The 13,902-nt window shown below is 73.8% G+C and carries 16 protein-coding genes; 7 read left to right on the top strand and 9 right to left on the bottom strand.

The genetic code is table 11. The features are described 5' to 3' along the window. Nucleotides 1–37 precede the first annotated feature (37 nt). The gene (gene cynS, locus ACXNSR_RS37910) at nt 38–508 is read left to right on the top strand and encodes a cyanase (RefSeq protein WP_458639878.1); all 471 of its coding nucleotides are present in this window, start codon (nt 38–40) and stop codon (nt 506–508) included. Nucleotides 509–556: 48 nt separating this feature from the next. Here the strand turns inward: cynS and ACXNSR_RS37905 are convergent, their stop codons facing one another. The 3 genes from ACXNSR_RS37905 to ACXNSR_RS37895 form a co-directional block, all read right to left on the bottom strand. Beyond that, the gene (locus ACXNSR_RS37905; RefSeq protein ID WP_458639877.1) at nt 557–1,003 is read right to left on the bottom strand and encodes a hypothetical protein; all 447 of its coding nucleotides are present in this window, start codon (nt 1,001–1,003) and stop codon (nt 557–559) included. Nucleotides 1,004–1,326: 323 nt separating this feature from the next. Continuing rightward, nucleotides 1,327–1,740, bottom strand: coding sequence for a rodlin (locus tag ACXNSR_RS37900; protein ID WP_458639876.1), 414 nt, complete (start codon nt 1,738–1,740; stop codon nt 1,327–1,329). 92 nt (nt 1,741–1,832) lie between these two features. Continuing rightward, nucleotides 1,833–2,579, bottom strand: a complete 747-nt coding sequence (locus tag ACXNSR_RS37895; RefSeq protein ID WP_458639875.1) for a class I SAM-dependent methyltransferase — start codon at nt 2,577–2,579, stop codon at nt 1,833–1,835. Here ACXNSR_RS37895 and ACXNSR_RS37890 point away from each other — a divergent pair. Further along, nucleotides 2,578–4,131: an AMP-binding protein gene (locus tag ACXNSR_RS37890; RefSeq protein WP_458639874.1), complete on the top strand. Its 1,554-nt coding sequence runs from the start codon at nt 2,578–2,580 to the stop codon at nt 4,129–4,131. The two genes, ACXNSR_RS37895 and ACXNSR_RS37890, sit on opposite strands and share 2 nt — an antisense overlap. Nucleotides 4,132–4,211: 80 nt before the next feature. Here the strand turns inward: ACXNSR_RS37890 and ACXNSR_RS37885 are convergent, their stop codons facing one another. The 4 genes from ACXNSR_RS37885 to ACXNSR_RS37870 form a co-directional block, all read right to left on the bottom strand. Next, the gene (locus ACXNSR_RS37885; protein ID WP_458639873.1) at nt 4,212–5,369 is read right to left on the bottom strand and encodes a serine hydrolase domain-containing protein; all 1,158 of its coding nucleotides are present in this window, start codon (nt 5,367–5,369) and stop codon (nt 4,212–4,214) included. A gap of 135 nt (nt 5,370–5,504) precedes the next feature. Beyond that, nucleotides 5,505–5,687, bottom strand: coding sequence for a hypothetical protein (locus ACXNSR_RS37880; RefSeq protein ID WP_458639872.1), 183 nt, complete (start codon nt 5,685–5,687; stop codon nt 5,505–5,507). A gap of 79 nt (nt 5,688–5,766) precedes the next feature. Beyond that, nucleotides 5,767–7,050, bottom strand: a complete 1,284-nt coding sequence (locus ACXNSR_RS37875) for an RNA polymerase sigma factor (protein WP_458643498.1) — start codon at nt 7,048–7,050, stop codon at nt 5,767–5,769. After that, entirely contained in the window at nt 7,047–7,466 is a 420-nt protein-coding gene (locus tag ACXNSR_RS37870) for a YciI family protein (RefSeq protein ID WP_458639871.1), read from the bottom strand. Before ACXNSR_RS37870 ends, ACXNSR_RS37875 begins: the two co-directional genes overlap by 4 nt. Nucleotides 7,467–7,652: 186 nt before the next feature. Here ACXNSR_RS37870 and ACXNSR_RS37865 point away from each other — a divergent pair, with 186 nt between their 5' ends. The 4 genes from ACXNSR_RS37865 to ACXNSR_RS37850 all read left to right on the top strand — a co-directional run bounded on the left by ACXNSR_RS37865 (nt 7,653) and on the right by ACXNSR_RS37850 (nt 10,351). Beyond that, nucleotides 7,653–8,084 (top strand): GNAT family N-acetyltransferase, encoded by a 432-nt coding sequence (locus tag ACXNSR_RS37865; protein WP_458639870.1) that lies wholly within the window; start codon nt 7,653–7,655, stop codon nt 8,082–8,084. An 88-nt stretch (nt 8,085–8,172) separates the two neighbouring features. Beyond that, nucleotides 8,173–8,526, top strand: a complete 354-nt coding sequence (locus ACXNSR_RS37860) for a VOC family protein (protein ID WP_458639869.1) — start codon at nt 8,173–8,175, stop codon at nt 8,524–8,526. A 127-nt stretch (nt 8,527–8,653) separates the two neighbouring features. After that, the gene (locus ACXNSR_RS37855) at nt 8,654–9,502 is read left to right on the top strand and encodes a PhzF family phenazine biosynthesis protein (RefSeq protein WP_458639868.1); all 849 of its coding nucleotides are present in this window, start codon (nt 8,654–8,656) and stop codon (nt 9,500–9,502) included. A 117-nt stretch (nt 9,503–9,619) separates the two neighbouring features. Beyond that, a complete protein-coding gene (locus tag ACXNSR_RS37850; RefSeq protein WP_458639867.1) occupies nt 9,620–10,351 on the top strand; it encodes a hypothetical protein in 732 nt (243 codons plus the stop codon). A gap of 9 nt (nt 10,352–10,360) precedes the next feature. Here ACXNSR_RS37850 and ACXNSR_RS37845 read toward each other — a convergent pair whose 3' ends face one another. After that, entirely contained in the window at nt 10,361–10,600 is a 240-nt protein-coding gene (locus ACXNSR_RS37845) for a hypothetical protein (RefSeq protein ID WP_189744790.1), read from the bottom strand. Between the two features lie 115 nt (nt 10,601–10,715). Next, nucleotides 10,716–11,378 (bottom strand): lysophospholipid acyltransferase family protein, encoded by a 663-nt coding sequence (locus tag ACXNSR_RS37840; RefSeq protein ID WP_458639866.1) that lies wholly within the window; start codon nt 11,376–11,378, stop codon nt 10,716–10,718. A 217-nt stretch (nt 11,379–11,595) separates the two neighbouring features. Between ACXNSR_RS37840 and ACXNSR_RS37835 the strand changes: the two genes are divergently transcribed. Further along, complete coding sequence (locus ACXNSR_RS37835; RefSeq protein ID WP_458639865.1) at nt 11,596–13,875, top strand: D-alanyl-D-alanine carboxypeptidase family protein; 2,280 nt, start codon at nt 11,596–11,598, stop codon at nt 13,873–13,875. Nucleotides 13,876–13,902 lie beyond the last annotated feature (27 nt).

Raw genomic sequence — 13,902 nt, 5'->3', positions numbered from 1 at the left:
CTCCCCCTCTCACACCCTCCTCGAAGGAGACATCCTGATGCCGCACGCCCAGTTCGACCCCACCGCCCGCCAGGCCCTGGCCGTCACCGTCGTCGACGCCAAGACCCGGGCGGACCTGTCCTGGCAGCAGCTCGCCGACGCGGCCGGTCTGTCGGTCGCCTTCGTCACCGCCGCCCTGCTGGGCCAGCACGCCCTGCCCGAGTCCGCCGCGAAGGCGGTCGCCGGGCTGCTGGACCTGGACGAGGACGCGGTGCGGCTCCTGCAGACGATCCCGACCCGCGGTTCCGTCCCCGGCGGCATCCCGACCGATCCGACGGTCTACCGCTTCCACGAGATGCTGCAGGTCTACGGGACCACGCTGAAGGCACTGGTCCACGAGCAGTTCGGGGACGGCATCATCAGCGCGATCAACTTCAGGCTGGACGTCAGGAAGGTCGCCGACCCCGAGGGCGGTGAGCGCGCCGTCATCACGCTGGACGGCAAGTACCTCCCCACGCGACCCTTCTGACCGCCTCGTCCTCGCGCGCGTTCGCCGCGCTCGCCCGAGCCGCTCCGCTCACCGGGCCCCCGCGAGGGCGGGCCGGTCCAGGTACTCGGCCCTCCAGCGCTGGTGCCGCTCCTCCAGCGCGGCGAGCGCGCTGCGGAAGCGGTTCCACTCGGCCTCGTCGAACCGGGCCGAGCGGCGCAGGTCGAGATAGGCCCGGACCACCGTGTCGTGGGCGTCGCCCGGGGCGGTCGGCAGACCGCACAGGTTCTCGAAGCGCTCGTACTGTTCGGACCCGTCTCCGGACCGGGGGGCGGCGACCGTCCGGAACGGTACCGAGGCCCGGTCGAAGAGGCCGGTCGCGCGGTCCACGTGGTCCGCTGCCGCGTCCAGCCGGCTCGCGCGCAGCGCCTCGATCGCCGCCCCTATGTCCGCCGCGATCGCCTCGAAGGCCTTTTCGCCTCCGTCCACGTGCCCGACGGCCTCCCAGCGGTCCGCATCCGCGCCTTCCGGGTTCATCGCCACTCGCCTCCTGGAGCTGCCGTGCCTCACGCCGTCCGGGTGAAGCGGGAGATTCCAGTGGGCATGATCGGAACACCGCCCGTCACGTCGCGGGCATTCGTGTCTTGACAGGGGCGGTGGGGACATGCACAGAGCCTCCGGCCCGGTCGGGCGGGAGGCTCTGCGGCGTACGGCTCGGTGCCCACTACGGCGGCCGGTGGGCCGCCGCGCGCCGGTGGAGGAGGCGGATCCGGGAAACCGCGGATCCGGGTGGAACAAGCCGGGGCCCCGTGGGCACTCGCGCAGGCGTCGGAGGCCCCGGCTCGCACAAGGGGAGTGCGTCAGCTGTTGGCCGAGAGGTTGCCCGAGAGGACCGGGATGTTGTCCAGGATGTGCGAGAGCGGCTCGTCGCCCTTGGCCTGGGTGGAGTTCTCGGTGCACTGCTGGTTCTGCGGGTTGGACAGGACGTTGACGTCCTGGACACCGACGTTGGCGAGGACCGCGAGCAGGGACTGGGCGTTGACCTTGACGGGCAGGCCGATGCAGGGCTTGTTCAGGGTGCCCTGGATCGCGCCGAGCTGCGGGCTCATGTCACCGCGGGTCTCCTGGTTGCCGTAGATCTGCGCGGCGCCGTTGCCCTGGACGGTGTTCACGCCGTTGTCGTTGCCGATGGCCATGGCCGGGGCGGCCATGGCCGCACCCACGCCGACGATCGACGCGGTGGCGGCGGCGGTGGCCATGAACTTCTTGATCATCAGTCGTCCTTCTGTCGCACGAGTGCACGGTGACAAGCACCTTGATCAACGGTCGGCGAGAGCACAGGTTGCGACGCTTCACCCGAACAGCCCTACCGCGGCTCACGCCCCCGGACGGCCACGCTCAGCCCGACGACGTAGTGCTCCTCCACCCATCCGTCCGGGAACCGGTCCAGCAGGAGGGCGCGCTCCTCCTCCAGGAAGGCATCCGTCCCCGGCTCGCCGATGAGGAACAGGGAGTGGGTGGACAGCTTGGCCAGGTGCGTGTCGACCGGGACGCGGCGCGACCAGGCCAGCCGGCGGTCGGTGAAGCGCAGCCCCTCCTGGGAGAGGGCGCGCTCGTTGATGTACCAGCCCGGGCCGAACCGCTCCTCGATCCGGTTCTGCTGATCGGCGATCCAGCCGACTCCGGTGTCCGGGTCGTTCTGCCACACCGCCAGGGCTCCGCCGGGGCGCAGCACGCGCAGGGCCTCGGGGACCGCGTGCGCCGGGTCCGTCCAGTGCCAGGACTGGGCGTACGTCAGCAGGTCCAGGCAGCCGGAGGCCAGCGGCAGCCGGTTGCCGTCCGCGCGGACCAGCGGTGTGCCGGGGTTGCGGCGGCGGAACTCCTGCGCCATTCCCTCGCCGGGCTCCACCCCGACCACCAGCGCTCCGCGGGCCTCCAGGAGGGCGGTGGCGATCCCCGTTCCGGCTCCGACGTCGGCGACCCTTGCTCCGGCCAGCGCAAAGCCCGCCATCTCCGCCAGCGTGTCGAAGAGCTCGGGCGGGTACGCGGGGCGATGGGCGGCGTAGCGTGCGGCCGCGGAACTGAAGGAACGAGCACGGGAATCGTTCGTCATGACGTCCATGATGCCGGTGTCCCGCAGCGGCGCGGAGAGGCAGTCCCCCATGGTGGCCGCGCGGTATGTCACGTCGCTGGTAGGGGCGTTGGAGCGGTACGCCGGGCGGCCGGCGCTCGGCGCCGGTCCGGTCGTCCTCGGGTTCCAGGAGGTGCTCGACGGGGCCTGCCGACTGGCCGGGGCGCTCGCCGGGGCGGGGATCGGACGCGGCTCGGGACTGGCCTGCGTCACCGGCTCGAACCGGCCCGAGGTGCTGCTGGTACGGATCGCCGCGCACCTGCTGGGCGCCCGGCTGACCCAGCTGCTCGCCGGACCCGCCCTGTACGGGCTCGACTTCGTCCTGCGGGACTGCCGGCCGGACCTGGTCGTGCACGACGTGCCGGTGCCCGTTACCGGGGCTCCCCGGATCGGCCTGGCCGAGCTGATGCGCCGGGCCGGCCGGTGCGCGCCCGGCGCGGTGGCGGTGCGGGCACGGGAGGACGACGTGGCGCGGGTGACGTACACGGGCGGGACCACGGGGCGGCCCAAGGGGGTGGCGTCGACCTTCGGGGCGATGGCGGCGCGGAACGCGGTACGGCCGTCGGGCCGGGCGGAGCCGGTGTACCTGTCGGTGACCTCGCTGGCGCAGCGGTCGGGCGGGCGGTGCCTGGAGCAGTGGCGGGCCGGGGGCCGGGTGGAGATCCTCGAACCGTTCTCGCCCGCGGAGTTCGCGGCGGCCTGCCGGCGCCTGGGGCCGGTTGCCACGTACCTGACGACCTCGATGGTGTACCGGCTGCTGGACGACCCGGCGACCGCCCGTGGTGTTCCGGGGCTGGAGGCGGTCTCCTACGGCGATTCGCCCGTCCACCCCGAGCGGCTGCGCGAGGCGGTGACCCGCTGGGGCGGCCGCTGGCGGCAGGGCTACGGCTCGAACGAGGCGGCGGTGATCTGCCGGCTCTCCCCCGCCGATCACGAGGCGGCGGTGGGCGGGCGGCCGGAGCTGCTGGCGTCGGTGGGGCGGCCGGTCGCGGGGGTGGAGGTGGAGGTGCGCGACGGCCGCGGTACGGCGGTGGCGGCGGGCCGCACGGGCGAGGTGTGGATGCGGTCGGCGGCGATGATGACCGGGTACTGGGGCCGGCCCGGGCCGACGGCCCGGGTACTGCGGGACGGTTGGCTGCGTACGGGGGATCTCGGGCACTTCGGCGCGGACGGGTACCTGTACCTGGACGACCGGATCGACGACGTGGTGATGGTCCACGGGGACAACGTGTACTGCGTGCCGGTCGAGGCCCTGCTCGCGCGGCATCCCGCCGTCGCCCGGGCCGTGGTGGTCGGGCGGCACAGCGACCTCACCGGCGAGGAGGTGTGCGCCTTCCTGGTACCCGCGGCGGGATACCGGCCCGGACCCGGGCTCGCCGCCGAGGCCTGCGACCTGGTGGAGCGGGAACTGGCACCGTCGCACCGGCCCACCGCGGTGTTCTGGGAACGGGCGATCCCGCTGACGGCGCGGGGCAAGCCCGACAAGCGCCGGCTGCGGGAGCGGGCGGCGGATTCCGCCCGCCGGCGGACGTAGGACCGGCGGGGCGGCGGGGCGGCCGGGTGGCAGGGTGGCTGGGCGGCCGGGTGGCTGGGCGGCCGGGGAACGGCGGGCGGTCAGGGGCGGGCGGCGGCGTAGGTCCAGAACTCCCGCATCACCTCGGGCGCGGCCGGGCCGGCCAGTTCCCACTGGGTGAGGAGCAGGGTGAGCGCCCCGGTGGCGGGGACGATGTGGGCGGCGGTGCCGGTGCCGCCGATCCAGCCGTACCGGCCCGGTACGTTCCACGGGTCGAGGCGGGCCACGTCGACCGAGCCGCCGAAGCCCCAGCCCTGGCCCTCCAGGAACAAGGTGCCCGCCGCGCGCTGCGGTGCGGTGAGGTGATCGGTGGTCATCTGCCGTACCGAGTCCGCCGAGAGCAGCCGTCGGCCACCGTCGTCCGCGCCTCCCGCGAGCAGCATCCGGCCGAAGGCGTACAGGTCGTCGACGGTGGAGACCAGGCCGCCCGCGCCGGACGGGAAGGCGGGGAGGGTGCTCCACTCGCCGTCGGGCGCGTCCACCAGCTCCGGGGCTCCGCCCTCGGGGGCGGCCCGGTAGTAGCCGGTGAACCGGTGGATCTGCTCCGGCGGTACGGCGAACGCGGTGTCCCGCATGCCGAGCGGCTCGAAGACGCGCTCGGCGAGCACGTCCTGGAAGGGCTGTCCGGCGGCCCGGGCGATCAGCACCCCGAGGATGTCGGAACAGGTGTTGTAGAGCCATGCCTCGCCGGGCTGGTGGAGGAGCGGGATCCGCCCCAGGGACGCCATCCACGCGTCCGGCGCCGCGACCTCCTGCGGCCTGGGCGGCCCCTGCTTCAGACTGCCGAACAGCGGGGCGACGGCGGGCAGCGAGAAGTCGGCGGGGAAGCCGTAACCGGCGCGGAAGGTGAGGAGGTCGGCGACGGTGATCGGACGGTCGGCGGGCACCACGTCGTGGAGCGGTGCGGACGGGGTACGGACCACGGTCGGCTCGGCGAGTTCCGGCAGCCAGCGGGCCACGGGGACGTCGAGGGCCAGCAGTCCGTCCTCGACCAGCATCATGGTGGCCGCGGCGGTGATGGGCTTGGTGACCGAGGCGATCCGGAAGAGGGAGTCGCGGGCCATGGGTGCGGTGCCCGCCGTGTCGACGGAACCGACGGCGGCGACCTCGGCGTCGCCGCCGTGTGCCACCAGGGCCACCGCGCCGGGCAGTGCGCCGTCGCGGACGTGGGTCTCCAGGAGACTGCGCAGGTCGCTCATGATCCACCTTCTCGTACGTGCGGATGCTCGTAGGGAAGACTGCCGCCGGGCCCCGGAATCATCGGTCCGGCACGACCGGTACGACCCGCCCGCGTGCGGACGGGGCCGGGTCGGACGGGGGCCGGGGCGGGACCGCTACGCGGCCGGGACCACCGACGCGCGTATCGCCGAGGCCCACTCGCCCAGCAGGGCGGCGTGGCGGATCCGCTCCGCGTCGGAGAGGCGGCCCTCGGCGCGTGCGAAGAGGCAGCGGATGTCGGCGTTGATCTCGGCGAGGGATCGTTCGGGGGCGAGGTGGTCGTCAGAGGTCGGGCTCACGTGATCAAGAGTAGGGGGCGCCTCTGACAACGGTGGACCGTGTCCGTCATGCGGACGCCCGGAGCGGGGGTCCGCCCGCTCACCCCGCGAGCCGGTCGGCCCGGAACAGGAGGTAGCGGCGTTCCGGAACGCTGAGGGTGAGGCCGGCGGCCCGCACGTAGGCGGCCCGCGCCGCCGCCCTCTCCCCCGCCGTTTCCAGCAGGTGGGCCCGTACGGCTTCGAGGCGGTGGTGGCCGGCCAGGCGCTCGTCCGCGTCCAGGTCCGCGAGCAGGGCCAGGGCCCGCCGGGGCCCGTGCACCATGGCCACCGCGACCGCGTGGCCCAGGCGCTCCACGGGGCCGGGGACCAGACGGACCAGTACCTCGTACAGGGCGAGGATCTCCGCCCAGTCGGTGTCCGCGTCGCTCGCCGCCTCGTCGTGCACGGCCGCGATCGCGGCCCGCAGCTGGTAGGGGCCCAGCGGCGCGCGGGTGAGGGCGTCGCTGACCAGGGCGACCCCTTCGGTGATGGCGGCGCGGTCCCAGCGCGTGCGGTCCTGCTCGGCGAGGGGGACCAGGTCGCCGTCGGGGGTGCTGCGGGCACCGCGGCGGGCGTCGGTGAGCAGCATCAGGGCCAGCAGGCCGGCCACCTCGCCGTCGGCCGGGAGCTGCGCGTGGACGGCGCGGGTGAGGCGGATCGCCTCGGCGGCGAGGTCGGCACGCTGCAGATCGCGGCCCGAGGTGGCCGTGTACCCCTCGTTGAAGATCAGGTAGAGCACGTGGAGGACGTCGGCGAGCCGTGCGGCGCGGTCCTCGGCCGCTTCCCGGTCCGTGCCGCGGGTGCCGTCGGGCCCGATGCCGAACGGTGTGCCGGAGGCCTTGATGCGCCGCTTCGCCCGGCTGATCCGCTGGGCCATCGTGGCCTCGGGCACCAGGAGGGCGCGGGCGATCTCCGCGGTGGTGAGGCCGCCGACGGCCCGCAGGGTGAGGGCGATCCGGCCGGCCGGGGGCAGTTCGGCCCGGCAGCAGAGGAAGAGCAGCGCGAGGGTGTCGTCCTCGGCGGGGGCCCGGCCCTCCCCGGGCGGCGGAGCCACGAACTCGTCGCGCGGGGTCAGCGCGGCGGCCGTCTCCTCGCGGCGCCTGCGGGCCTCGTCGCTGCGCAGCCGGTCGGTGAGGCGGCGGGAGGCGACACGGATCAGCCAGCCGCGCGGGTTGGCCGGGCGGCCCTCCTCGGGCCACTGCCGGGCGGCGGCGAGCAGGGCCTCCTGAACGGCGTCCTCGGCCGCGTCGAAGTGCCCGTAGCGGCGGACGAGCGCGCCGAGGACCTGCGGCGCCAGTCGGCGCAGCAGGTCCTCCCCCGCGGGTTCGGGTCCGGGGGTGGTCAGCACATCTCGGTCCCCGAGCGGCTGTCGACGGGGTGGACGACGACCGGGTAGTTGGGCGCGCCCTCGGGTATCGGGCAGGCGTAGGCGCGGGCGGCGATCTCGGCGGCGCGGTCGAAGTCCACGACGTCGACGATCCAGTACCCGGCGAGCACCTCCTTGGCCTCGCCGTACGGCCCGTCGGAGACCACGGGGCTGCCGTCGGCGGCCGCGGTGACCAGGCGGGCGTGGCGGGGGTCGGCCAGGCCCCGCCCGTCGACCCACTCGCCCGACTCGGCGAGGTCGTCGTTGAGGGCGCCCATGTAGTCGAACATCGCCTTGACGTCCGCTTCGGACCATCCCGGGCCGTCGCTGTTCGCGGCGCCGGCCATGGCGTCGTAGTCGGCCTGCTTCCCGAGAACCATCAGCATGTACTTCATGGGGTGCCACTCCTTCTGTTCCGCGCGGCGGCTCCGGGACCGGAAACGGGATCGGGATCGGGGTCGGGATCGGGAGCCTTTCGTACGGGACGTCGGAGCCGCCCCTCCCATTTCGACACGTCGGCCGCGGCCGCGCACGACGGCTTCGGCCGGGGGCTCGACCGTACGGCTCGGTAGGCTTGCCGCATGAAGATCATCGATCTTGAGCCCGGCGACCCCCGGCTCACCTCCGACCTGCTCCCGGTGCTGCTCGAACTGCGTCCCCACCTCACCGAGGAGCTGTTCCTCCGGATCCTCGGTGAGGGGCACGGCCAGGGTCTGCGCTTCACCGCCGCCTACGACGCGGACGGCACGTGCGTGGGAGCGGCCGGCTGGCGGATCGTCGTGAACACCTCGGCGGTCCGCTCGCTCTACGTCGACGACCTGGTCACCGCTGCCGCCGCCCGTTCCACCGGCGTGGGCCGCGAGCTGCTCGCGCACCTGGAGCAGCACGCCCTGGCCGCCGGATGCAGCGCCCTCACGCTGGAGTCCGGCACCCAGCGGACCGACGCGCACCGCTTCTACTTCCGCGAGCGGATGGCCGTGACCACCTTCGGCTTCGAGAAGCCGCTGGGCTGACGCGTCCACCCGCGAGGCAGCGGTGGACGCCGGGCGGGTGCGGGTGTGGTGCCCGACCGTCCGGTCGCCGTCCTGGCACCATGGCGGCATGGAACGTGTGCTTGGAATCGGCGGGTACTTCATGCGGGCGGCCTACCCGGCGGCCCTCGGTGCGTGGTACCGCGACTGCCTGGGACTGGACGCCGACGAGCACGGCCTGTGGCAGCAGGACGCCGGTCCGACGGTGTTCGCGCCGTTCGACTCCGAGACCGACTACTTCGGCTCCCGGGCCCAGCAGACGATGCTCAACTTCCGGGTACGCGACCTGGACGCGATGCTCGCGCAACTGCGCGCCAAGGGCGCGGACGTGGACGCGGAGACGCAGGACATGGAGGGTGTCGGCCGCTTCGGCTGGGTCACCGATCCGGCGGGCAACCGGGTCGAACTGTGGCAGCCCGCCTGACGCCGTCCGCACGCCGGTGCTCGCACCGCTCGTACGAGGACGAGGACGAGGACGAGGACGAGAGCACAGGCCACTCCCCCGGAATTGGCCTTGTCCGGAGGCCGATTGGCCTCGATACGTTCGCGGCATGCGCATCAGGATCGTAGACGCCTTCACCAGCCGCCCCTTCACCGGAAACCCCGCCGGCGTGTGCCTGCTCCCGGCCGCCCCGTGGCCGGAGGACGCGTGGCTGGGGCAGCTCGCCGCCGAGTTGAACCATCCGGAGACGGCCTTCGCCCGGCCGCTCCCGGACGGGGCCGGAGCCGACTGGGAGATCCGCTGGTTCACCCCGCTCGTCGAGGCCAACCTGTGCGGCCATGCCACCTTGGCCACGGTGCACACGCTGCGCCGGGAGGGGCTGCTGACCGGCGGCCCCGTACGGTTCCTCAGCCGGTCCAGCGGTCTGCTCACCGCATGGGCCGAGGACGGGGAGGGCGGGGACGACGGGGAGATCACCCTGGACTTCCCGGCCGCCCCCGTGACCGGGGCCGCGGTACCCGTGGGTCTCGCCGACGCCCTGGGGATCCCGCCCGAGGCCGTGTTCCGTACGGGCGCGCTGGGTGACCTGCTCGCCGTACTGCCCGACGAGGCCGCCGTACGGGCCTTGCGGCCCGACCTCGCGGCGATCGCGGACCTGTCGGTGCGCGAGGAATCGCGCGGGGTCATCGTCACCGCGGCGGCCGACACGGCGGAGTCCGGGTACGACTTCGTCTCCCGGTTCTTCGCCCCCGCGCGAGGCATCCCCGAGGACCCGGTCACCGGCAGCGCCCATACCGCCCTGGCTCCCTACTGGGCGGCGCGGCTGGGCCGCACCGCCGCCCTCACCGGCCTGCAGGCCTCGGGACGCCCCGGGCTGGTCAAGGCCGCGCTCCACGGGGACCGGGTACACCTCACCGGGCGCGCGGTCACCGTCCTGGAGGCCACGCTCCGCGTCTGACCGGCCCCCGGGGGGACCGTGACCGAACCGTCGCCGCCTCGAGGCGTGATCGACCTCGTCCGCAGGGGCGCCACCTTGTAGCTTCCTGGCGAAGCCCACCCCTGGAGGACCGATCCCATGCCGGTATCCCGATGCCCCCGCAGCGCCCTGAGCGCGGCGGCCGTGGCCGCCGTCCTGCTGGCGGGCGCCACCGGGTGCGCGGACAAGGACGGCGCGGCACCCGCGGCCGCCTCCGTTCCGGCCTCCGTTTCCGGCTCCGCCGAGGTGTCGGCGTCGGCGTCCGCGTCCGCCTCCGTGCCGGCTTCCGCCCCGCCTTCGGCCCCGGCCTCCTCGCCGCCCGGCTCCTCCGCTTCCGCGACCCCGACCACCGCCGTGTCCCGGGCCGTGCCGCCGCCCGCGGCTCCGACCCGGCTCACGGTCTCGGTCGCCACCCGGGGCGGCCGGCTCGCTCTCGTACGGGGCGGCGCCGCGCAGGAGTTCACCGTCACCCTGCGCAACGGCAACTCGGCCGAGTACCGGCACCTGCTGGTCGCCTTCCAGATGGAGATGCTGGTCGGTGAAGCCGGCGCCGGGACGGGCAGCGGCCCGGGTTTCCTGCTGGAACGTTTCGACCCGGCCTCGGGCAGCTGGCGCCCGGCCGACTTCCGTGTCGCCAACGACGCCAAACCCCCGTCCCAGTACTCGGGCGGCGGCCCGCTCGCCCGCGGGGCCGTACGCACCGAGCGCTACCGGCTGCGCGCCACGGCGGGCGGACCCACGGGCAGCAGCCCGGTGGTGGTGTCCTTCATCGACACGGATGCCGACGGCCAGGCCGCGGCCCATGTGGTCCTCGGGCACAGCACCCGCTGAGTGCCCCGCCTAGCTCAGGATCGTCCAGGTGAACTTGCCTCCGCTGACCCACCGGACCACTTCGAGGTCGTCGAGGTCGTGGATGGTGATCCCGGCCTCCGCGGCGATCAGGAGGACGTCCGTCATCGAGGTCGCCCTGCCGACGAACTCGCCGTCGACCTCCACGATGCGGAAGGGCGGGTTTCCGGGTTGCACCCCCAGTACGGTGATCCGCGCCGAGGAGATGTGTGGTGTCGAGCCTTCGGTCATGCGGAGACGGTCGCATGCCACGACCGGTGACGGGCTCGGCGACACGTTCGGAGGGGCCGATCGGCTTCCTGCGCGCCGGCGTGCGGTGCCACGGCGCACCTCCGCGGGACCGGTCTCAGGCCGTCTCCCGGCCCGCCTCGCCGAGGGCGGACGCCGCGGTGCGCCAGGCGGCCGTGACCGCCTCGCGGGCCCGGTCCGTGGCCTCCGGCACACGGTCGGGCAGGTGGAGCGGCGAGCCGATGTGGACGTGGAAACAAGGCCTGCGCAGCGGGGCGGTGAAGACGCCGGCGAGCTGCTTGGCGCCGTTCCCGGAGCAGAGGCGGCGGGCACCCGCCTGGCCGACGGGCACGACCGGGGCGCCCGTCGCGACGGCGAGCCTGGCCAGGCCGCTGCGGAAGGGGCCGGGGGCGGTCTCCCCCGCGTCGCGGCGCACGGGCAACCTGCCTTCGCCGTAGAGCAGCACGCTGCGGCCCGAGGCGAGGGCGACGGCCGCCGCGTCGAGGGAGTCGGCGGCTCGGGCGGTGCCGCGGTGGACGGCGATGTGGCCTTCGCGGCGCAGCGCGGAACCGAGCAGCGGTACCCGCCAGAGCCCGCTAGTGGCCAGGATGACCGGCTCGATCCCGTAGCGGCGCAGTGCGGCGACCACGACGGCCGGATCGGCGAGGGAGGTGTGGTTGGCGACCAGAATGCTGCCGGAGTCGGGGCGGTCCCCGGGGTCGGCGGTGACGGTCAGCCGCCCGAAGGCGGGTACGAGGGCGGCGGCGATTCGGCTGAGCATGGACGACCCCGTTCGGATGGTGTGGTGCGATGTGTCCCATGGTCGGCCGGTGGGGCGGGCGGGGTCATGAGTAGGCGTACTCAGCGAATATGACCGAACGGTCACAAGATCCGGTGGATGGAACGAGTGCGATACCGGGGACATCTGGCAGTGCGGCGGGGCCCTGCGGGGCCTCGCCGGTCGTATCGGCATGTGTGAGCAGCAAGGCGGGGCTGGGATGAAGGCGGTAACGGTGGCGGGCGGTTCCTCGGACGACCCGAAGATCGAGGCAGAAACCACCGTCCTGGAGGGGGAGTCCAAGCCGACGGCCGAGCCCGGCGCCGACCGTGAGGCGGACACCGGCCCCAAGGGTGGAGCCGATGCCCAGGACGCAGCGGGATCCGATGGTGACGCCGACGCCGAAACGACGGCCCGCTCCGAGGCGGAAGCCGTCGCGACGGAGCCGAAGGCCGACGCCGACGCGGACACGGAGCCCGAGAACGAAGCCGCACCGAAGGAACAGGCCGACGCCAAGCCCGAGACCGAAACAACGGCCCGCTCCGAAGCGGAAGCCGTTACGACGGAGCCGAAGGCCGAGGCGGACACGGAGCCCGAGAACGAAGCCGCACCGAAGGAACAGGCCGACGCCAAGCCCGAGACCGAAACAACGGCCCGCTCCGAAGCGGAAGCCGTTACGACGGAGCCGAAGGCCGACGCCGAGGCCGAGGACGAGGCCACACCGGAGGGACAGGCCGGCGCCGAGCCCGAGGGCGCAACCGGGTCCGAGACCGGCACCGAAGCCGAGGTGAAGACCCGCTCCCGGGCGGAAACCGTTACGGCGAAGCCGAAGGCCGACGCGGACACGGCGCCCGAGGACGAAGCAGCGCCGAAGGCACAGGGCGGCGCCAAGCCCCACGTCGAAGTCGACCCCGAGGCCGTCGCGGCGGAGCCCGAGGGCGAGCCCGGGCCGGAGGCCAAGGGTGACGCCGCGTCCGACGAGACGATGCTCATCGCCCTGCCCAAGGCGAAGCCCGCCGGGCCGGACGCGCCGCGCAAGGCGCCCTCCTGGGCGCGGGAGGCGGATCCGGACCCCGAGCGGACGAGCCAGTTCGTCGCGCTCAAGGACGTCGACCTGCCCGCGCCCACCGCGCCGCGGGCCCAGCCGCAGGCCCCCGGAGCCAGGAGCGCCGCACCGGCCCCCGCCACGCCGCTGCCCCCGCTCGATCTGCTGGCAGAGCTCACCAACACCCCTCCCCCGGTGGAGACCCCGCGCCGTACCGCGGTGCGCCGCGTCAAGATATGGACGCCGATCCTGCTCCTCCTCGTCGGCGCCGGCGCCGGCGCGCAGCTGATGCGTCCCCTGCCCGCCCCGCAGCTCGTCGCCGCCGAGGCCGACCGCACCATCGACGGCAAGTTCTCCGTCCCGTGGCCCGCCAAGGGCCAGGGCGCCGTTCGCGTCTCCGGCTCCGGCGACATCGGCACCTTCGGGGAGCAGAAGCCCGTCCCGACGGCCAGCGTCGCCAAGGTGATGACGGCCTACGTGATCCTCAAGGGCCACCCGCTGCGCAAGTCCGACCCGGGTCCGGACATCACGATCGACGCGAAGACCGTGGCGGACGGCAACGCCGACCACGAGTCCCGCGTCGAGGGTCTGACCGTCGGACAGAAGTTCAGCCAGCAGGACGTGCTCAAGATGCTCATGATCCCCTCGGGCAACAACGCCGCCCGCCTGCTGGCGCGCTGGGACAGCGGCACCGACTCCGAGGCGGCGTTCGTCGAGAAGATGAACGCCGCCGCCAAGGAGCTCGGGATGACGAACACCACGTACACGGACCCCAGCGGTCTGGACTCGGGCACCGTCAGCACCGCCGTGGATCAGCTGAAGCTCGCCGAAGCCGTCATGAAGGACGAGGTGTTCCGCTCGATCGTCGCGCTCCCGAACGCCAGCATCAAGGGGTTGTCCACGCGGCTCGAGAACAACAACATCCTGCTCACCTCCCAGGGCCTCAGCATCCGGGGGATCAAGACCGGTTCCAGCACGCCCGCCGGCGGGACCCTGATGTGGGCGGCGTACAAGTCGATCGACGGCAAGGACCAGTTGATCCTCGGCACGTTGATGGACCAGCATGCGGACGGGCCGGACGAGGACGGCGCGAACAGCCTGAAGCTGGTGCTGGCGAACAGCAAGACGATCATCGAGGGAGTACGGACGGCGCTCGCGTCGGCCCCGCTGATCCGCAAGGGCGACGTCGTGGGCCATGTGGACGACGGGCTCGGCGGCCGTACGCCGCTGGTGGCCACCAAGGACCTGAACGTGATCGGCGTGCCGGGCCAGCAGATGAAGCTGTCCCTCACCCGCACCGGCGGTGCCGGGGAGCTGCCGCACACCGCGAAGGACGGTTCCGAGGTGGCCGTGCTGACGGTGGGCAGCGGGGAAGGGGCCCGGAGCGTGCCCGTGGCCGTCAAGGGGGCCCTGGCCGAGCCCTCGTTCGGAACGCGGCTGACCCGCGGCCGCTGATTCGCCGAAGGTGGAGGGAGGCCGCGG

The organism is Streptomyces sp. NC-S4 (genome assembly GCF_054353315.1).
The sequence above is the reverse complement of the archived record's forward strand: the minus strand, read 5'-3'. Positions and strand labels throughout refer to the sequence as shown.